Raw genomic sequence first — 19,580 nt, 5'->3', positions numbered from 1 at the left:
CGGCGCCAAAGCTGCCAATCTCCCCCTTGTGGGGGAGATGTCCGGCAGGACAGAGGGGGGCGCGAAGGATCGCCAACCTCGGTCTCTGCCACCTCTAGAGGACCACTAGTCCAGGGACGTGTTGCGCCGAAGATTGGCAGGGCTGGCGGGACAGCGCCCCCCTCTGCCCTGCCGGGCATCTCCCCCACAAGGGGGGAGATCAGCTACTCACCCCGCTATGGCCAGCGGCACGGCGCTCTTGTTGGGGATCTGGATGTCGATTTCCAGCGTCGACATGGTGGCGCCGCGGTCCATCGAGACCTGGAGGTAGTCCTGGTCGATCTGCACATGCTTGGCGATGACCGCCATGATCTCCTCGCGCAGGATGGAGACGAGGTCGGGCTGGCCGCGGCTCTGGCGCTCGTAGGCCAGCAGCAGCTGCAGCCGCTCGCGCGCCACCGGCGCGCTGGTGCGCCGCTTGAAGAGGTCGAGAATGCTCATGCCGCCCTCCTTCCGAGAAGCCGTTCGAGGAAACCCTTGCGCTCGAAGGGGACGACCACCGGCAGGTCCTCGCCTTCCAGGCGCCGTGCCGCTTCGAGGTATGCCTTGGCGGCGCCGTTGATCGGTTCCGAGAGCGTGACCGGCGAGCCGAGGTTGGAGGCCCTAAGCACATCCTGGCTTTCCGGGATGATGCCGAGCAGCGGCGTGGACAGGATCTCCAGCACGTCGTCGATCGACAGCATTTCGCCGCGCGCAGCGCGCGCCGCGTCATAGCGCGTGACCAGAACGTGCTTCTGGATCAGCTCGCCCTGCTCGGCCTTCATGGTGCGGGCGTCGAGCAGGCCGATGATGCGGTCGGAGTCGCGCACCGAGCTCACTTCCGGGTTGGTGACGATGACCGCCTCGTCGGCGAAGCGCATGGCAAGCTGGGCGCCGCGCTCGATGCCGGCGGGGCTGTCGCAGAAGACATAGTCGAAGACCGAACGGAGGCGAGCGATGACCTCGGCCACACCCTCCTCCGTCAGCGCATCCTTGTCGCGCGTCTGCGAGGCCGGCAGCAGGTAGAGGGTCTCCAGCCGCTTGTCGCGGATCAGCGCCTGCGAGAGCTTTGCCGTGCCCTGGATGACGTTGACGAGGTCGAACACCACGCGGCGCTCGGCCCCCATGATGAGGTCGAGGTTGCGCAGGCCGACGTCGAAATCGACCAGCGCCACCTTCTTGCCGGTCTTGGCCACGGCAGCGCCGAGCGCGGCCGTCGAGGTCGTCTTGCCGACGCCCCCCTTACCCGAGGTGACCACCACTACCTTGCCCATATATCCAGCCTCCGTTGGCGATTCTTATCTACTGGCCGTGCCGGGCACGGCGGACTGTTTCATTCTGTTTGGTGCATGTCGTTTGCCCAAAACCGCCGCGCACTTTTGGGTGACACGCACCGAAGACTTTCGCACTCGAAACCGGTCCGAAGCTTGCCGCCCCAAAAAAACTCAGCCGAGCGGCACCACGCACAACGCATCATTTTCGAGGAAGGCCTGCACGGCCTTGCCGCGCGAGATGCCTTCCATCTCCTCGGCGGTGGTGTACCAGCCGTCGACGGCGAGCAGCTCGGCCTCGTTCTTGCGGCAGAAGATTCGCGCCGATGTATTGCCTTCCGAGCCGGCAATCGCCCGGCCGCGCAGCGTGCCATAGACATGGATCGAACCGCCGGCGACGATTTCCGAGCCGGACGCGACCGAGCCCAGCACGATAACGTCGCCATGCGGGTGGAAGATCGACTGACCGGAGCGGATCGGCGCCTTGATCATCAGCGTGCCGGCGGCGGGCTCACGCCGCGCCAGTTCGCCGCCCTCCCCCGACCTCGCCGGCTCGACCTTGGTTGCCTCGGACTTTGCTGTTTGGGATTGGGCCGCTGGCGCGCTCGCCGCATCGAGCTTCGCCAGCTCGTCCTGYGGTGCCCGCACCTGGCCGGGCTGCACATCCTCGACTGTGGCCGTCTCGACCGTGATTTCTTCCGCCTTCGCCTTGCGCGCGGCCCWGCCCAGCAGCCCCTCGGCGGTCGCCTCCTTGGCACCGGCAAGCAGCGGCGGCAGATCGGGGCCGAGCTCGGCGCCCTCGAGCTCGATGGCATAGACGCGGATGCCGCGCCGCGCCAGCGTGCCGACCAGTGCGGCAATCTCCTCCGGCCCCGGCTGCAGCATGTTCAGATCCAGCACCACCGGGCGCCCGTTGAAATAGCCCGGCGAGTTGCCGATCCAGTGATCGAGCCCCTCCAGCCAGTCGGCAATCGGCGCCTCAGGGGTGAGCGTGAAGGCCACGAAGGAACGGGCGCGGAAGCGGATGGATTTGTTGTGCAGGGGGGCGGCGAAGGTCACGGCCAGGCGAATCCTTACTCAATGGTTAAAGGGTGCCGGCCGAATGGTTAACAAATGGTTAATTTTGGCGATGGAGGCCGTTAAGGAGGTGGCGCGGCTAAGTTTTGTGGCGAGAGGGCCACTATGCCTTTTAGCCGGCGTCGCCAATCTCACTACTGAGAAGATCGACGGAGGCGCATCAGCGCCGCGCCGACCCCRGCAAAGCCGGATTTGGCGGGGATGGTCAAGGCGATGATCGATCCGGCGAATGTGATGAATCCGGGGAGGTTGTGGCGGGCTGAGGCTCTCTTTCCTAGGCCCCACGCAAGTGGGGGGAGAGAGGAACACAAGCTTTCGAACGTTTGCGCTGCCCCTCACCTGCCTGCCGGCATCCTCTCCCCGTATAGTGACGGGGAGAGGCGCGCTCTCATCGCCGGTTTCGCCAATCGCCTGCGTTGGAGCAAATGGCGCCAAGGGCACGGGCCAGCTCCCTTCTCCCCGTCACTATACGGGGAGAAGGTGCCGGCAGGCGGATGAGGGGCGGCGCGGAGCTTGGCGATTGGCGGCCCCTCTTATCATGCAGTTGGAGAGACTGCWGAGCCGCCGGCTTCTCCATGTTCCTCGCCCTCGACGAAGAGCGAGGAAATCGTTCGAACCTAAGCCGTCATCGGGGTCGCGGTCACCRGCAGCACCTGGCGCATGGAACTCGGCGCGATGCCGTAGGTGCGGCGGGCGGTGCGGCTCAAATGCGCGGAGTCGGCGAAGTTGGCGGCGTGCGCGGCGTCGGTCCAGGAGGCGCCGGAATAGCCGAGCTCCAGCGCATGGTTGAGCCTGGTCCACAAAAGATAGGCGCGAAAGGAAATGCCTGTCTCCTCGACGAACAGGTGCCTGAAGCGCCCGGCGGAGAGGCCGACATGGTCGGCCACGGTTTCGAGGTCGAGCGGCTCGGCCAGCCGCGCGGCAATGAAGGCCGTGGCGCTCAGAATGCGCGGATCGACCTCGCTTGCCGCAACGGTTCCGGAAAGGGCGTAGAGCACTTCGAGCGCAGCCGCCTCGAGCTCTTCATCCGCATCGCCGGCGTCGAACCTCAAGCGCAGCGCCCGCGCATGCGGCGCGATCTCGCCCGGCGGCACGGCGACGATGCGGCCGCTGCCGAAGCGGTCGATCAGGCCGCGGCCGAGCGCGGATTCCGGCGCGCAGAACAGATGCGCGATCATCCGGCCCGGCGCCTGGAAGGTGTGCGGCAGGTCCGGCGGGATGAACGCGGCAGCATAGGCCTGCCATGGCGCGGCGTCGTTCGTCCGAAACTCGACGCGGTCCGACAAGGCGATGCCGACCTGCAAGGCGTGGTGTGCGTGCAGTTCGCTCGGTGCGAGTGCCTGTCCGATCCACAGGCTGCCTCCCGTCCAGAAGATGATCCTGCCGATGCCCGCAATCCCCATCGYCTTGGTATGGCATGAATCGCGAATAGCGACAGCCCTTACGTTCAATCCAGCGAAGGCGCGGACAGGTATGTGGCGCGCCGCCTCGATAAATGGAGCCAAGACATGTCGACCAATCGCCTCACCGAACCATCCGACAGCCCACGCAACCTGCTGAGCCTCGCCTGCCGGCTGCTGCTTGGCGGGCAGATCCTCTATATCGTCGTTACGCAGTTCCACGCCGGCGGCGATGCCAACGACCATCATCACATCTTCGCCACCTATGCCGAAAACGCGATCTGGGGCGCCGTGCATCTCGGCCAGTTCGCCGGCATGGCGATGCTGCTGGTCGGCCTGGTCGCGCTTGCCTTTGCATTGGATCAAGAGGACGGCCCGTCGCGCTGGCTCGGTCGCGTGGGCGCAGCCGTGGCGGTGGCGGCGCTGGCGCTCTACGGCGCGCTGCAGGCGGTCGACGGTGTGGCGCTGAAGCAGGCCGTGAACGCCTGGGCAAGCGCGCCGGAAGCCGAGAAGGCGGCGCGCTTCGCCAGCGCCGAGGCGATCCGCTGGCTCGAATGGGGAATGCGCAGCTACCAGGATTTTGCCATGGGGCTCGCCTTGCTGCTGTTTGCGGCTTCAGTCGCCCGCACCGCCTGGATTTCCCGGCCGGTCGGCTGGCTGATGGGCCTTTGCGGCCTCGCCTATCTGGCGCAGGGCTGGATTGCCGGCACGCAAGGTTTCACGCCGGCGCAGTCGGTCGCGATCGTGCTTTCCTGGGTGCTCGGCCTGGCGTGGATGATCTGGCTGGCTGTGGCTGCGCGGAGGTGAGAAGGTTGCTCGTGGCTACGCGGAGACGCAGAAGGGGAACTCGCTGACGCGCTTCGGCACAGTTCCTCGCCCCCATGAAATGGGGGAGAGGTGGCTCGGCGAAGCCGAGACGGACAGGGGGAGTGGCGCAGGCCTCGAAGAATGCAGAGCAACCCCACCAGCGTCGCCGGCCCCCTCTCCGGCCGCCTCGCGGCCACCTCTCCCCCGCTCTCGCGGGGGCGAGGAACCACTGAGAAGCCGGCGGGACAGCGCCCCCCTCTGTCCTGCCGGACATCTCCCCCACTTGGGGGGAGATCGGCAGCCTTCGGTGACGACGCTTTTCGTTCAACGCTGGAGATTGGCGAAAGCCGGCGCGACATCCAATCTCGCCCCTCGTGGGGGAGATGGTCGGCAGACCAGAGGGGGGCGCGAAGGAACGCGGCGCTTATCCAGGCTGCGGACGAAAGTGAGGCAAGGACGCCCTTACTCGCACTGCCGGCGCGGGCCGCCGTCGTAAGGCTGGTAGGTGTTGTCCTGCGGATCGTAGGAGCGGTAGCGGCTGAAGCAGTAGGCGATATGGTCGCCGGACATCTGCCGGCCTTCGCGCCGAGTCTGCGCCGCGGACGGCTGATCCTGGGGCGCGATCTCCTCCGGCGGGCCRCCATAGGTCGTGGCGTAGCCGTCCCTGGTGGTGGCGTAGCCTTCCATCTCGGCCTGGTCGTCGTTCACCTCGCCCTGGCCAATCATCCCGGTCTGATCATTCACCTGATCGTTCACCCCTGCCTGATCGGATTGGCGCCCATCGGTCGACGCCGTGCTGCCCGGATCGAAATAGGGCGAGATGCACGGGCGCAGTTCGCCGCTGTAGGAGCGGTAGCTGTTTTCCTCCGGACGGTAGCTGCGATAGCGGTTGGCGCACCATTCGAGATGGGCGGCGGGCAGTTGCGCCTGCTGTTGCTGGGCCGGTGGCTGCTGCGAAGGCTGGGGCGCGTTGGCGCCGGGCGCAGGTTGGCCTGGTTGGGAGACATCGGGCAATGGCTGCAGCTGGCGCGGCGGCGCGGGCGGCGGTGTTGCCACGGCCGTGGTCTGYGCGCCCGTGTCCGCCTTGGCAGTCTCGTCAGGCTTGGCCGGCGCGCCGGCCGCCTGCTGGGCGGGAATGCGCTCGAGGTTCTGTTTCGCCGGATCGACCGGCCGGGCGTCCTTGGTCCAGAGTTCCGAGACGCCGATCGCGGGCGTTGCCTGGCGCACCGGCTTGGCGGCCAGCAGCCAGACGGCGAAGGCGAGCCCGCTGGCGAACACGGCCAATGTCAGCACGAAGCCGCCGACGATACCCAACAGTGCCTTCACGCTGCGCTCCTTCAAGCCCCGCTCATAGAATGCGAGGCGTCGAACCCGGTTCCCACAGGAAAAGGACAATGTCGCGGCGCGGCCTTGGGCCGAGAACGGGAGAGCCCCGCAGGCCCTGGAGAGAACCGGGCGGGGCTCAAGGAAACTAGGGACTATTAGGGACTTATGAGGATCCAAACGGATCGATGACAGTGTCGGACTTTTTCCGGGGCACTACATCGTGCGAACGGACGAAAAGAGCACCGATCGTTCGATCAAATGGTGCCATCGAAGCACGCCGGTCGGATGGTTGCTTCGGCCGGCGGCCACCCAACGTACGCCGGTCAGGCCCGGCAGCCGACTAGCTGCCCCCAACAGGCTGCCGGGCCACCGCCGAGCGGCGACAAGCCCACGCGTCAGATGTCCCCTACCACCTCCCTGTACGCCCTCACCTTTCCGTCCTGGCCGCGAATCCGCCATGTCTCGCCTTCCCGCCCCTCGATGTGTTCGGGGGCGAGCGGCACCTTGCCGCCGCCATCGGGCAAATCGATGACATAGGTCGGATTGCAGATGCCGGAGAGCCGGGCGCRCAGCTGCGCGACCAGGGCCTGGCCCTCGGCGATCGTGGTGCGGCGGTGCGCCATGCCGCGCGCCAAGTCGCCGTGGTGCAGGTAATAGGGCTTGACGCCCAGCCGATACATCAGCTCGCGGCAGAGTTCGTCCAGCACATCGACGTGATCGTTGACGCCCTTCAAGAGGACGCTCTGGTTGAGCAGCACGAAGCCCGCCTGCCGCATCGCCCGGCACGCCGCCTCGGCTTCGTCGGTGATCTCGCGCGGATGGTTGAAATGGGTGACCACCGTGACCATCAGCCTGCCCTGCAGCGCCGCTACCAGGCCGGGCRTGATGCGCGAAGGCAGCGCCACCGGCACGCGGGTGTGGATGCGAAGCAACCGCACATGCGGCATCGCCTCGATGCGGGCGCGGATTTCTGCGAGCGCCTTGTCGGGCAGCGACAGCGGATCGCCGCCGGTCAGGATCACCTCGCGGATCTCGCTGTGCCCGGCGATATAGGCCAGCGCCGGCTCGAGCGCTTCGCGCGTGTAGCCGCGGCCGATCGAGGTCAGCGACTCCTTCCTGAAGCAGAAGCGGCAATAGACTGCGCATTGATAGGTGGGGAACAGGAGCACGCGGTCGGCATGGCGGTGTGTCAGCCGCGGCACCGGGCTGAATGCGTGGTCGCCGATCGGGTCGTCGAGCTCGCCCTCGGCGGCGACGAGCTCTTGCGGCGACGGGATCACCTGCGCGCGGATCGGATCGTTCGGGTCGTTCCAGTCGATCAGGTCCAGATAGGCTTTCGGCACGCGCACCTTGTGCGCGGCGGCGGCAGCCTGCGCCGCGGCGCGCTCGGCCGGCGAGAGCGGCAGCGCRGCGAGGTCGCGCACATGGCGCACGCCGGCACGGACATCGTCCTGCCAGGCGGCATCGGGCGCGGATGCTGGTTGTTTGAGGTCTGCGGTCATCGAAGGTCTCGGGACAGTTTTGCGGGGGATATCGGCTGGATGGACGGCGGGGTCAACCGCCGCGGTTTGCCGCGCCCTCGCTGCTCGGCGCCACATCGCTTCTGYGTTCTCAGTCTTCCTGCCGATAGGCGTTTGCGCGAAATCGAATTAATCTCAGCTGTCCGGGGCTTCGGGGACGACGCGAATGGATCTCAACACAGGCCATGGCTACCTTCTCATCGGCGGGCTCGTCCTGGTCGGCACGGGACTGCTGATCCTTTCACTGATCGTCAACCTCAGTGTCGCCCACAGCGTGCGCAAGGATATGCGCCACCGCGAAAAACTGCTGGAATATTACCGCAATACCTTTTCGCAGCTGGGCGTGATCCTGATCGGCATCGGGGTTTCGCTGTTCATCTTCTTCTTCCAGCAAAACTATCAGGACCAGCGCAGACGCGAGGCGGAGCTGCAGCAAGTTCTCGCCAAACTCGCCGCACGCGTTGCCCGTGGCACCCCCGTCATCCAGTCGCTCGGTCAATTCGATGAACTGCTCGATGAAGGCGGGGCTTACATCAGCCCGGAACACGGCGGAAAGAACGCCGCCGTCAGCGCCCATGGGGCAGAGCTCGGCAAGCAGGTCGCCAAGATCCTGCTGGTCGAGCGCGACGTCGATATTCGCGATTTCGAGCTGCTGAACCTGTCGCGCGATTTCGAATCCTCGTTCGTCGTCAACGAACTCGATCCCAGGCTGTGGTTCGACATCGTGCGCGACGAAAGCGAGATCAAATACGCCACCACCCAGCTCGCGCTCGACTACAAGGACTTGGAGGATGCGATCGGGGGCGTGCCGGTGGAAACCGCGATCGCCGATCCTGAAAAGGAGCGCAAGATCAAGCAGGAGGTTCTCGACATCTTCTACGATACCGACCTTCTGCGCCAGCGCGCCAGGCAGCATCTCGGCCGCGCGTGCTGGCTTTTCAGCCATGGGCGCGGCTTCGTCAGCCTGGCACCGGTCGACGCGATCGAAGCCGATGCCAGGTCGCATCAGGAATGGCTCGACCGGGCGAAACCTGTGCTCACGCAGGCAAAGTCGGGCAGCGGCGATTGCTTCAAACTGCTCCAGTACGGCCAGCCGTCCTGAGCCCACTGCTTTAGTCGCCCAGGCGCCGCAGCGTGCCCAGATGATTGTCGTCGAGGAAATCGACAGTCATCGCCGATGCCTTGCCATCGGGGCCGACGAGAAAGCTCACGCCAGTCGGCTTGTCCGGCGTCTCGGCGTCTGGATAGGTCAGGAACAGGTCGCCATCGTAGTGCGTCAGGGAATAGGAGCGAGCCCCGGCCGGCCCGAGTTTGAGTACAAGGCCGTCTCCCCCACCCGATACGACCGCGTCGCCGATGAAGTCGTTGGCGTAGTGGCCCGCATAGGCGCTGGCCGGTGCGGCCGGCCGCGCCGGCGATGGTGGCGCGGCATATCTGGCCTTGGCTGCCTCTACCGCCGGACCGAACATGCCGGCATAGATCGCGTCCCAGGCCTTGATCCAGTCCCTCTCGACTCTGCCGTCGAAGACGAGATCGGCGAAGCTGTCGGAGAGACCTTCCGGCACGCCCGTCGGGAAGGCATTGGCGAGGATGACGATGCCGAGCTTCTCGTTCGGAAAGATCGTCACCAGCGAGCGCGCGCCGACGCTGAAGGCGCCCGCATGGCCCCAGCTCAGGCCGTGGCGGCCGAACTCGACATTCCAGCCAAGGCCGTAAAAGGATTCGGCGCCGGAGACCAGATTCCGGCCTCGCGTCATCAGCGGCACATGCGTCTGGTTCAGAGCTTCGGCAGCAATCAGTGTCTTGCCGGCATAGGCGCCGTTGCCCAACAGCAGGCGCACCCACTGCGCGAGATCGCGCGCGGTGGAGCTGACGCCGCCGGCGGGCGCCTGCGCGTCCGGATCGCGCTTGATCTTGGCGGTCCAGGCACCATCGACCCTGACATGGAGCGCCGCGCGATCGGCGCGCCTGATGAAATCGGCATTGCGGGAGCTGGTCGAGACCATGCCGAGCGGACGATAGAGCTTTTCGTCGGCGACCTCCTCCCAGGACTTGCCGGTCGGGCTGGCGGCAGCGGCAGCACCCTCGGTCAGTCCGAAATTGCTGTAGGAGTAGCCGGCGCGAAAACTCGACAACGGCGGCACGAAGCGCAGGCGATGGAGGATGGTGGCGCGGTCGTAGCCGATATCCTCGAGGTCGTCTCCGGCGGTGCCTGGAAGCCCGCTGCGGTGCGCGAACAGGTCGCGAATGGTGAGTTCGCTGGTTGGATAGGGATCGGCTAGCCGGAAGCCCGGATCGAGGTCGGCGATCTTCGAGTCCCAGGACACGATCCCGCCGCWCACCAGCGCCGCCACGACCGTGGCGGAGACGGGCTTGGAGAGCGAGGCGATCTGGAACACGGTATCGGCGTCGACGGCGTCCGGCTTCCCGGCCTCGCGAAGGCCGAACCCTTTAACGAAGATAAGCTCGTCGTCGTGAACGACCGCAATGGCGAGACCGGGCACGGCACCGTCCGCGATAGCACCCTGCGCCAGCGTGTCGAGCTTCGACAGCGCGACCGTGATCCTTTCGGGCGTGATAGCGTCGGCCGATGACGGGTTGGGCCAAAGCGCCATCACGGCGACGAAGGCCCAAATCCTCAAATGGCAGACACTCCAATCGGGCCGCATGCTCGTGCCTCCCCTCCCTACACTCACCTGGCGATTGTACAGGCCGGCACTGACGGGACCAAGCCTCGCCTGCAGCGGCAATAGCTCGAAGCAACCTCGCGGCAGCCCGGCAAGTCGCATCGCTTCGGCCCTCTGTCCGCCAGGACAGAGCGGGCGCTGTAGAGTGCGATTTCGCTGCCTGCGTTACTGTCGACTTTCGCTGCAATCGACCGGCGCCACGTTTTCGGGCAATCTCGTTCGACGGCGGTCATCGAGAGATGATCCGCCGCCCAGGGAGGATTGCAATGACCGAAATGCCAACGGCGCTGCCGCGCTATGAAGATGCCGTCAAGCGCTTCCGCATCGAGGACGAGATCGCAAGACTCGAGGGCGATCCGGCGACCGGCATCAACGCCTATGTCGAATGCTGCGGCCGCTATACGGGACAAAACCGGCGGGCGCTGCGCGCGATATCGGCCAGCGGGGAGCTGCGTGAATACAGCTTCGACGATCTCGCCGACATGTCGGGCCGCGTCGGCAATCTGCTCAAGGATCTCGGCGTCCGTGCCGGTGATGTCGTTGCCGGCATGCTGCCGCGCATTCCCGAGCTGGTGGCGCTCATCCTCGGCGCCTGGCGCCTCGGCGCGGTCTACCAGCCGCTGTTCACCGCCTTCGGGCCGAAGGCGATCGAGCATCGCCTGAGCTACAGCAGGGCGAAGCTGGTGGTGACCAACCCCGCAAATCGCGGCAAGCTCGACGAGGTGGAGAACCATCCGCGCGTCGCGACCATCCTCGCTCCCGGCGACGCGCTGCCCGCCGGCGACATCGACTTCCACGCCTCGATTGCGGCCGCCTCCCCCGATTGCGAACCGGTGATGCGCCAGGGTTCCGACCTGTTCATGATGATGTCGACCTCCGGCACGACGGGGCACCCGAAAGGCGTGCCGGTGCCGCTCAGCGCGCTGCTCGCCTTCGGCGCCTATATGCGCGACGCGATCGGGCTCCGACCCGACGACGTGTTCTGGAACATCGCCGATCCCGGCTGGGCTTATGGGCTCTATTACGCCATCACCGGGCCATTGCAGCTCGGCATCGCCACGACGTTCTACGAAGGCGCCTTCAACGCCAAAAGTACCTACGACATCATCGAGCGGCTGGGCGTGACGAGCCTGGCCGGCTCGCCCACCGCCTATCGCCTGCTGATGGCGGAAGGGCCCGAGGCGGCCTCTCGCGTCAAGGGGAAGCTGCGCGTGGTGAGCAGCGCCGGCGAGCCGCTCAACCCGGAAGTGATCCGCTGGTTCGACGCCCACCTCGCCGCCCCGATCCACGACCATTACGGCCAGACCGAGAACGGCATGATGGTGAACAACCATCATGGGCTGGCGCATCCTGTGCGCGCGGGCTCGGCCGGCTTTGCCATGCCGGGCTACCGCATGGTCGTGCTGGACGAGGCCGGCAACGAGCTCGGCCCCAACCAGCCCGGCGTGCTTGCGGTCGACATCGCGAACTCGCCGCTGCGCTGGTTCGACGGCTACCACCAGGCGGAGACGCCGGCGATCTCGGGCGGCTATTACCGCACCGGCGACACGGTCGAATACGAGCCGGACGGCTCCGTCTCCTTCATCGGCCGGGCCGACGACGTCATCACCTCGGCCGGCTACCGCATCGGCCCCTTCGACGTCGAAAGCGCGCTGATCGAGCATCCGGCGGTGAACGAGGCGGCGGTGGTCGGCGTGCCCGACCCGCAGCGCACCGAGATCGTCAAGGCCTTCGTGGTGCTGGCGCCCGCTTACCGGGGCAGCGAGGCGCTCGCCGAGGAGCTCGCCCAGCATGTGAAGAAGCGGCTTTCGGCGCATTCCTATCCGCGCGAGGTCGAGTTCGTCAGCGAGCTGCCGAAGACGCCGAGCGGCAAGATCCAGCGGTTTCTGCTGAGGAAGGCGGAGGTCGAGAAGCGGAAGGGGTGACCGGGGCGTTATTTCCTCGCCCCCACGAAAGTGGGGGAGAGGTGGCGCGGCGCAGCCGCGACGGAGCGGGGGCTGGCGCCGCCCCTTAGAAATTCAGAGAAAGCCCTCCGATGGCGCGGGCCCCTCTCCGACCGCTTCGCGGCCACCTCTCCCCCCGCCGTTGGCGGGGGCGAGGAACCCAAGTTCTGAAAAGCCGGCGTCTTGCCGGCTTTCGTTGCAGCTAGCGCTCGGTCTTTTTTTGGCCCGATCTTGTCTTCAAATGCGCGGTGCGCATTGTCTTCTGAATAAGACCGAAGGTGGGAGGTTTTGCGATGCGGTTGATCTGGACGCTGCTCTTCGCGCTCGCGAGCGGCGCGGCTTTGGCGGCCTCGCCGGAGGACGACTATATCGCCGCGCGCGACAAGGCGATTTCCGACATCGCGGCGCTGCAAAGCTCGAACGCTCAAGTGGAAACGCTCGATGCGACCAACACCAAGGCGCTGGCCGATCTCGAAGCGCGCCTTTCCGCTCTTCTCGGGCCCCTGGCGGTCCAGGATTTTCCGGCAGCCGGCACGATCAACCTCCAAAGCCTCAGCCCCTCCGATGTCGGGTACGGCATGCTCGACGGGCTGCGATACGCCAAAAGTGACGAGGGCCCGAGCATCGTGGCAACGACGCGGGGGCTCGCCGAGCGCTGGCTGCAGTCCAAGGCTGACGAGGAGGATGAAAGTCTAAGGTTGCCCCCCAGCATCGACGACGCGCTGAAGCTCGACGCTTTCTACACCCAGGCCATCGGCAGCGACGCCGCCTTCGTCAAGACGCTCGACTTTTCGGTGAAGAAGCCTGAGGGCGCCGACATCGCCATCGCGCGGCTCGGCGGCTGGACGCAGGACGTGGGGCCGATCTACGACCAGCAGGTCGTCGTCGCGATCGTCAAGGGCGATCGTATCCTTATCGCCGAGGCGCCCGCGGCACCCGCCGTTCCGAAGATCGCCGCCTGCGAGGCTCTTTGGACCGCGGCGGACGCGACCGCCCAGAAATTCCAGGAGACCTACCAGGGCTCGGACCTGAAGGACCAGCAGGCCTACGATTCCGCCAATGCCGCCTGGGAGAAAGGCGACAACGATTATCGCGCCTGCATGGGCGAGCGCCTGCCGGCCGACTCGGTCTTCCCTGCCCTGCTTGCCCAGGCGCAAACGCTTGCCGACCACATGGCCGGCAAATAGGCCTCGGCGCGGTTCAATTCCTGACGCGCTGCACTGCCCCAGCCTTGATTAGCGCAATTCCGGACAGAAGCGGCCAGGCCTTCCCCTGGAATGGCCCTAGTTTGCCGCGGCCGTCCTTATGTTGCGCCGGCGCCGAGCAATGGGCCGCACCGGCTCAACCAGGTGCCCATTGGGGACATGCCCATTGGTTATGGGGGCAATGTCCTGGCGGGYCCTTGCATCCGTCACCCGATGCAGGCGCTCATAGGGCAGCAGCTCCTTGATGCGGGCGTTGAGCGTCTCGATCTCGGCGCGCAGGTCCTCGCATTCCTGCTTCTGGATATCGAGCTGGATCTGCTCGGATGCCTGCTGCAGGGAAAGCTGCGAAAGATTGGTGCTGACGAGCGACAGGTTCTTCTTGTCCATTTCGCTCTCGTTCCTGAGAACGACCAGCCTTTCCTCCGCGATCTGCCGTTCGGTCACCGCATCGTTCAACTGCGTCTTGAGCCTCGTCATCTCGGCCGCGGCTTCGGTCTTGTCGTTCGAGGCGTGCTCCAGCCGCGCTTRCAGCTCCTGGATTTCGGAACGCAAGCCACGCAGTTCCGCCTGGCTCCGCGCCAGCTCGGCCGCGGCATCGCTTTCGGCGATGCGGGCCGCCTCGGTCACTTCGGCAAGTCTGGTGTGCGTCGTCTCCAGCGACTTCTGCAGGCGTGCCTCTTCCTTCTCGTGGCTGCCGAGCTGGGCCATAAGGTCGGCAATGCGCGCGGCTTCATTGGCGTGGGTCGCCRCGAACTCGTCGAACTTGTGCCTAGCTTCGGCCTCGCGCTTCTGCACCTGCTCGAGGTCCACCGAAAGACCGACCTGCTTTTCACGCAGCATCTTGTTCTCGGCGGCGCGCCGGTCGGCTTCGACAGTCTTGGCGGTCAGCGCCTTGACGATCTCGCCGAACTCCGCCTCGCGCCTGGCGCTCTCATTGCCCATCTYGACCAGTTCGAGCCGCACCGCCGCAAGCGCCTCGCGCAGCGACTCCCGGTCCTGGACAAGGCTTGCCTCGCGCTGATGCCAGGCCTCTGCCGCGCCGTCGCGTTCGCGCTGCTTCCGCGCGGCATCGTGCAGTTGTTCCGTCAGGCTCTTGTGCTCCGAGGCCAGAGCGGCGTTCGCCAGCTCCAGCTCATTGGCGCGCAGGGTGTCGCGATGCAGGACGTTCAGGACCTCGCGCGTCATCTGATGCGCGGTGGCGATCTCGGCCAACCTCGCCTCGATCTCTTCCAGGTGGCTCTGTCCGTCGTGGAAGAGCCCGGCGACGGCCTCCAGGGCCGCCAGCCGCGTCTGGGTATGCTGCGTCAGCCGTGGCGACGCCGCATCGGGCAGGCCTGCGCCCTGCGGATCCTTGCCGCTTTCCGCCGACGCCTCGTCGGCGTCCACATACTCCTCCTGGGACGTCTCTTCGTCAGCCGCAAGACATTCCTCGAAAGCCTCGGCCAGATCCGCCTGGAGTTCCTGAAATTCCTTGTCTACGTTTTCGGCACGCTTGAWCAGGGACTTGAAGTTCATCACGGTACACCCCTTACACTCGCTCCCGGGCGATTACTTAACAAATTGCTAATTTATCGTGTTATGTCACGGACGGGAACCCTCTCCAAAAGAAGGAATAAATTAAGGTTATCGTGCCTTTCCAGACGCTTGCGCGATGTTCCGCCAGCACCACCTCTRCCAACCGCGGCAAGTGTCTTTTTTGACCTCTCCGACGCCCTTCCCAGTCGACCGAGATCGGACAAGCGAGAGAGCGCTGCCATGATGTATGTCGCGGAGATCGGAGGGCAAGGCGTCCCTCGTCCTGCCCGACATCTCCCCACCTAGGAGGAGGAACAGCCGCGACRCAGAGAGCCTTCGCCCTGCTGCCGAKATGTCGCTCGCGCTGCTGGACRTTCCGCTGAAAAGATAGGGAACCGGACGCGCAGCATCCGAGCCGGGCTGATCCCGGAGGAAAACGCGGTCCTCGTTCTGATTAAGCCTATGTTTTCAGACAACTAGCACTCGGCTGTTGCGAGTGCCAAAAATTTTTTTGYAGCCTCTTGAAACCCAAAAAGGCAAAACCAAATCCACATGCGCGACGCCGAAAGGATCGCGAGCCCCGCTCCGGTCCTTCCGGTCCGGAGTGGAGGAACCTCTCAAAATCTGTTTGTCCTGAAGGAGAACGATATGAAGTTCCGTCCGTTGCATGACCGTGTTCTGGTCCGCCGTGTCGAGGCCGAGGAGAAGACGGCCGGCGGCATCATCATCCCCGACACTGCCAAGGAAAAACCGCAGGAGGGCGAAGTCATCGCCGTCGGTTCGGGCGCGCGCGACGAAAGCGGGAAGCTCATCCCCCTTGACGTCAAGGTCGGCGACCGCATCCTGTTCGGCAAGTGGTCCGGCACCGAGATCAAGCTCAATGGCGAAGACCTGCTCATCATGAAGGAAAGCGACGTGATGGGTGTGATCGATCAGACATCCGCGTTGGAAAAAGCAGCCTGAGCCGGCCCAACTCGATCCGCTTATTGAAAGCTGCCTGTTGAAGGAGTGTTCCAATGGCTGCCAAGGAAGTGAAGTTCCATTCCGACGCCCGTGAGCGCATGCTGCGCGGTGTCAACATCCTCGCCGACGCGGTGAAGGTGACGCTCGGTCCGAAGGGCCGCAACGTCGTCATCGACAAGTCGTTCGGCGCCCCGCGCATCACCAAGGACGGCGTCACCGTCGCCAAGGAGATCGAGCTCGAGGACAAGTTCGAGAACATGGGCGCGCAGATGGTGCGCGAGGTCGCCTCGAAAACCAGCGACGTCGCCGGCGACGGCACCACCACCGCGACCGTTCTCGCCCAGACGATCGTCAGGGAGGGGGCGAAAGCGGTTGCCGCCGGCATGAACCCGATGGATCTCAAGCGCGGCATCGACAAGGCCGTCGAGGCAATCGTGGCCGAGCTGAAGGCCAATGCCCGCAAGGTGACCCGGAACGACGAGATCGCCCAGGTGGGCACCATCTCGGCCAATGGCGATGCCGAGATCGGCCGCTTCCTGGCCGAAGCGATGCAGAAGGTCGGCAACGAAGGCGTCATCACCGTCGAGGAAGCCAAGACCGCCGAGACCGAGCTGGAAGTCGTCGAAGGCATGCAGTTCGACCGCGGCTATCTCAGCCCCTATTTCATCACCAACCAGGACAAGATGCGCGTCGAGCTCGAGGAGCCCTACCTGCTGATCCACGAGAAGAAGCTCTCCAATCTCCAGGCCATGCTCCCGGTGCTGGAGGCTGTGGTGCAGTCCAGYAAGCCGCTGCTGATCATCGCCGAAGACGTCGAGGGCGAGGCGCTGGCGACGCTGGTGGTCAACAGGCTGCGCGGCGGCCTGAAGGTCGCCGCCGTCAAGGCTCCGGGCTTCGGCGACCGCCGCAAGGCGATGCTGGAGGATATCGCCATCCTCACCGGCGGCCAGGTCATTTCCGAGGATCTCGGCATCAAGCTCGAGAATGTCACGCTGGACATGCTCGGCCGCGCCAGGCGGGTGACCGTGGAGAAGGAGAACACCACCATCGTGGACGGCGCCGGCCGCAAGGAGGACATCCTGGGGCGCGTCACCCAGATCAAGCAGCAGATCGAGGAGACCACGTCGGATTACGACCGCGAGAAGCTGCAGGAGCGCCTGGCCAAGCTCGCCGGCGGCGTCGCGGTGATCCGCGTCGGCGGCGCGACCGAGGTCGAAGTCAAGGAGCGGAAGGACCGCGTCGACGACGCCCTGCACGCGACCCGCGCCGCAGTCGAGGAAGGCATCCTGCCCGGCGGCGGCGTGGCGCTGCTGAGGGTCGCCAAGGCGCTCGACACAGCGATCGCCGATAACTCCGACCAGAAAACCGGCATCGAAATCGTGCGCCGTGCGCTGGAAACGCCGGTACGGCAGATCGCCGAGAATGCGGGCGCCGAAGGTTCCATCATCGTCGGCAAGCTGCGCGAGAAAGCTGAATTCTCTTTCGGCTGGAATGCCCAGACCGGCGAGTTCGGCGATCTCTATGGCCAGGGGGTGATCGACCCCGCCAAGGTCGTACGCACCGCGCTGCAGGACGCCGCCTCGATCGCCGGCCTGCTGGTCACCACGGAAGCGATGGTGGCCGAGAAGCCGAAGAAGGAAGCGGCACCTGCCATGCCCGGCGGCGCCGGGATGGACTTCTAAGACGCCGGCGAACCAGCACACAGCCGACGCAGGCCGTCCCCCCTTTGCGGGGGATGGCCGGTCCGTCCTCTGCAGCGCTGTTGCGGCGGAGGACGGACCGGCCAGAGGGGACGCGAAGGAACGCCAGCCTTCCGAATTGACAAGAACTGGAAAAGCGAGAAAGCACTCCGCGACGGATCTTCGACGCGCTGCGGCGCGACGGGCAATGTGGACTACGTAGGAAAATTGGAATGACGACGGATACCAAACAGGCTGAAACCAGGACATTCGAGGCGGACGTCTCGCGGCTGCTGCACATGATGGTGCATTCGGTCTATTCCGACCGGGACGTGTTCCTGCGCGAGCTGATCTCCAATGGCGCCGACGCCTGCGAGAAGCTGCGCTTCGAGGCAATCACCCGCCCCGAATTGCTGGGCGAGGACGCCAAGCCGCGCATCACCATTTCCGCCGATCCGGACAACAAGCAGCTTGCCGTCGAGGACAACGGCATCGGCATGGCGCGCGACGAGATGGCCGAGGCGCTGGGCACGATCGCCCGTTCCGGCACGCGCGCCTTCATCGAGCGCGTCGAGGCCGGCAAGGCGACCGAGGACTCGCAACTCATCGGCCAGTTCGGCGTCGGTTTCTACTCCGCTTTCATGGTGGCGGATCATGTCGACGTCATCAGCCGCCAGGCCGGCAGCGAGGAAGCCTGGCGCTGGTCGTCCGACGGCAAGGRCACCTACGAGATCGCGCCGGTACCGCTTGCCTCAGCGCCGAAGCGCGGCACGCGCGTCGTGCTGCACCTGATGGACGACGCCACCTCCTACACCACGCCGTACCGGCTCGAGGGGCTGGCGAAGTCGCATTCCGGCCATGTGCCGGTGCCGATCACGCTTGTCGAGAAGCCGGGCGCCGAGCCGCGCGACGTCGCCGACGGCACCGCGCTCTGGGTCAGGCCGAAGAGCGACATCAAGCCGGAAGAATATACCGACTTCTACCGCAGCGTCGCCGGCCAATATGACGAGCCCGCTTCAACGATCCACTTCCGGGCCGAGGGACGGCAGGAATACAGCGTGCTGGCCTTCGTGCCGGGCTCGCGCCCGTTCGACCTCTTCGATCAGGACCGCAAGGGCCGCATGAAACTTTATGTGCGGCGCGTCTTCATCACCGACGACGCCGACGTGTTGCCGCGCTACCTGCGCTTCGTGCGCGGCCTGGTCGATTCCGCCGACCTGCCGCTCAACGTCTCGCGCGAGATGATCCAGGAAAGCCCGCTGCTTGCCGCGATCCGCAAGGGCGTGACCAACCGCGTGCTCGGCGACTTGGCCAAGCTTGCCGAGAACGACAGCGAAGCCTACGCCAAGATCTGGGAGAATTTCGGCGTCGTGCTCAAGGAAGGCCTCTACGAGGACTACGAGCGGCGAGAGCAGCTGCTGAAGCTCGCCCGTTTCCGTTCGACGGCTTCCGGCGATGCCCTGAGCGGCCTCTCCGACTATGTCGCCGCGATGAAGGAAGGCCAGAAGGCGATCTTCTTCATGGCCGGCGACGACCGCGCCCGGCTCGAGGCCTCACCGCAGCTCGAAGGTTTCAAGGCGCGCGGCATCGAAGTGCTGCTCTTGACCGAMCCGGTCGACAGTTTCTGGACAACGATCGCGCCGGAGTTCGACGGCAAGCCGTTCAAGTCGGTGACGCAGGGCGCGGCCGATCTTTCGGAGATCCCGTTGCTCGACACCACGGCGAAGCCGGATGCCGAAATGTCGTCCGAAATCGCGACCTTTCTGGCTTTCGTGAAGACGGCGCTGGGAGACGAGGTCTCGGACGTCAAGGCTTCCGACCGCCTGACCGAGAGCGCGGTCTGCCTGGTCGCGCCGGAGCACGGCCCCGACCGTCAGTTCGAGCGCCTGCTCAACGCCGCCGGCCGCCTCGACAAGGCGGCGAAGCCGATCCTCGAGATCAACCCGCGGCACGAGCGCGTGCTGGCCCTGGCAAAGCTCGGCAAGGAAGAGCACGCCTTCAAGGARGATGCGGCGCATCTCCTCTACGACGAAGCGCGGGTGCTCGACGGCGACAAGCCGGCGGACGCCAAGGCCTTCTCGGCGCGGCTTGCGAGGCTGATCGAGCGCGGGTTGGCGAAGCAAGGGTGAGATAGGTCGTGATCCTTCGCGCCCCCCTCTGTCCTGCCGG

General features: G+C 65.6%; 15 protein-coding genes. 7 read left to right on the top strand and 8 right to left on the bottom strand.

Annotated elements, in window-relative coordinates:
- Positions 1–207: 207 nt before the first annotated feature.
- From minE to ORS3428_RS11175, 4 genes are all read right to left on the bottom strand, one after another.
- A complete protein-coding gene (gene minE, locus ORS3428_RS11190) occupies positions 208–480 on the bottom strand; it encodes a cell division topological specificity factor MinE (protein WP_071097485.1) in 273 nt (90 codons plus the stop codon).
- The gene (gene minD / locus ORS3428_RS11185) at positions 477–1,292 is read right to left on the bottom strand and encodes a septum site-determining protein MinD (RefSeq protein WP_071097483.1); all 816 of its coding nucleotides are present in this window, start codon (positions 1,290–1,292) and stop codon (positions 477–479) included. The genes minE and minD overlap by 4 nt, the downstream gene beginning before the upstream one ends.
- A 171-nt stretch (positions 1,293–1,463) precedes the next feature.
- Positions 1,464–2,348: a septum site-determining protein MinC gene (minC, locus tag ORS3428_RS11180; protein WP_071097481.1), complete on the bottom strand. Its 885-nt coding sequence runs from the start codon at positions 2,346–2,348 to the stop codon at positions 1,464–1,466.
- 635 nt (positions 2,349–2,983) lie between these two features.
- Positions 2,984–3,769: a helix-turn-helix transcriptional regulator gene (locus ORS3428_RS11175; protein ID WP_071097479.1), complete on the bottom strand. Its 786-nt coding sequence runs from the start codon at positions 3,767–3,769 to the stop codon at positions 2,984–2,986.
- 105 nt (positions 3,770–3,874) lie between these two features.
- On the opposite strand from ORS3428_RS11175, the gene ORS3428_RS11170 reads away from it, so the two are divergent.
- A complete protein-coding gene (locus ORS3428_RS11170; protein WP_071097477.1) occupies positions 3,875–4,573 on the top strand; it encodes a hypothetical protein in 699 nt (232 codons plus the stop codon).
- Positions 4,574–5,035: 462 nt separating this feature from the next.
- Here ORS3428_RS11170 and ORS3428_RS11165 read toward each other — a convergent pair whose 3' ends face one another.
- Positions 5,036–5,899: a BA14K family protein gene (locus ORS3428_RS11165; protein WP_083355099.1), complete on the bottom strand. Its 864-nt coding sequence runs from the start codon at positions 5,897–5,899 to the stop codon at positions 5,036–5,038.
- Between the two features lie 395 nt (positions 5,900–6,294).
- A complete protein-coding gene (locus ORS3428_RS11160; protein WP_071097474.1) occupies positions 6,295–7,401 on the bottom strand; it encodes a KamA family radical SAM protein in 1,107 nt (368 codons plus the stop codon).
- A 184-nt stretch (positions 7,402–7,585) separates the two neighbouring features.
- On the opposite strand from ORS3428_RS11160, the gene ORS3428_RS11155 reads away from it, so the two are divergent.
- Positions 7,586–8,521 carry a hypothetical protein gene (locus ORS3428_RS11155; RefSeq protein WP_071097472.1) on the top strand — a complete coding sequence of 312 codons (936 nt, stop codon included), beginning with the start codon at positions 7,586–7,588 and terminating at the stop codon, positions 8,519–8,521.
- Positions 8,522–8,531: 10 nt separating this feature from the next.
- Here the strand turns inward: ORS3428_RS11155 and ORS3428_RS11150 are convergent, their stop codons facing one another.
- Entirely contained in the window at positions 8,532–10,088 is a 1,557-nt protein-coding gene (locus ORS3428_RS11150; RefSeq protein WP_071097470.1) for a serine hydrolase, read from the bottom strand.
- Between the two features lie 284 nt (positions 10,089–10,372).
- Here ORS3428_RS11150 and ORS3428_RS11145 point away from each other — a divergent pair, with 284 nt between their 5' ends.
- Positions 10,373–12,031: an acyl-CoA synthetase gene (locus ORS3428_RS11145; protein WP_071097468.1), complete on the top strand. Its 1,659-nt coding sequence runs from the start codon at positions 10,373–10,375 to the stop codon at positions 12,029–12,031.
- 311 nt (positions 12,032–12,342) lie between these two features.
- Complete coding sequence (locus tag ORS3428_RS11140) at positions 12,343–13,236, top strand: hypothetical protein (RefSeq protein WP_071097466.1); 894 nt, start codon at positions 12,343–12,345, stop codon at positions 13,234–13,236.
- A 96-nt stretch (positions 13,237–13,332) separates the two neighbouring features.
- Here ORS3428_RS11140 and ORS3428_RS11135 read toward each other — a convergent pair whose 3' ends face one another.
- Positions 13,333–14,769, bottom strand: coding sequence for a hypothetical protein (locus tag ORS3428_RS11135; protein ID WP_071097464.1), 1,437 nt, complete (start codon positions 14,767–14,769; stop codon positions 13,333–13,335).
- A 648-nt stretch (positions 14,770–15,417) separates the two neighbouring features.
- Between ORS3428_RS11135 and groES the strand changes: the two genes are divergently transcribed.
- The 3 genes from groES to htpG all read left to right on the top strand — a co-directional run bounded on the left by groES (position 15,418) and on the right by htpG (position 19,540).
- Complete coding sequence (gene groES, locus ORS3428_RS11130; RefSeq protein WP_071097462.1) at positions 15,418–15,732, top strand: co-chaperone GroES; 315 nt, start codon at positions 15,418–15,420, stop codon at positions 15,730–15,732.
- 53 nt (positions 15,733–15,785) lie between these two features.
- Positions 15,786–17,414 carry a chaperonin GroEL gene (groL, locus tag ORS3428_RS11125; protein ID WP_071097459.1) on the top strand — a complete coding sequence of 543 codons (1,629 nt, stop codon included), beginning with the start codon at positions 15,786–15,788 and terminating at the stop codon, positions 17,412–17,414.
- A 230-nt stretch (positions 17,415–17,644) separates the two neighbouring features.
- A complete protein-coding gene (gene htpG / locus ORS3428_RS11120) occupies positions 17,645–19,540 on the top strand; it encodes a molecular chaperone HtpG (protein ID WP_071097457.1) in 1,896 nt (631 codons plus the stop codon).
- The last annotated feature ends 40 nt before the right edge of the window (positions 19,541–19,580 follow it).

Source organism: Mesorhizobium sp. ORS 3428, from assembly GCF_001854785.1.
GTDB lineage: Bacteria > Pseudomonadota > Alphaproteobacteria > Rhizobiales > Rhizobiaceae > Mesorhizobium.
Note: the sequence above shows the minus strand (reverse complement) of the source record. Positions and strands in the feature narration are given on the sequence as shown.

Bases quoted from the DNA above. Each gene is read 5' to 3' on its own strand.
- ORS3428_RS11170 (WP_071097477.1), top strand. From the start codon at position 3,875: ATGTCGACCAATCGCCTCACCGAACCATCCGACAGCCCACGCAACCTG.
- groES (WP_071097462.1), top strand. From the start codon at position 15,418: ATGAAGTTCCGTCCGTTGCATGACCGTGTTCTGGTCCGCCGTGTCGAG.
- ORS3428_RS11155 (WP_071097472.1), top strand. From the start codon at position 7,586: ATGGATCTCAACACAGGCCATGGCTACCTTCTCATCGGCGGGCTCGTC.
- ORS3428_RS11140 (WP_071097466.1), top strand. From the start codon at position 12,343: ATGCGGTTGATCTGGACGCTGCTCTTCGCGCTCGCGAGCGGCGCGGCT.
- minD (WP_071097483.1), bottom strand. From the start codon at position 1,292: ATGGGCAAGGTAGTGGTGGTCACCTCGGGTAAGGGGGGCGTCGGCAAG.
- minE (WP_071097485.1), bottom strand. From the start codon at position 480: ATGAGCATTCTCGACCTCTTCAAGCGGCGCACCAGCGCGCCGGTGGCG.
- ORS3428_RS11145 (WP_071097468.1), top strand. From the start codon at position 10,373: ATGACCGAAATGCCAACGGCGCTGCCGCGCTATGAAGATGCCGTCAAG.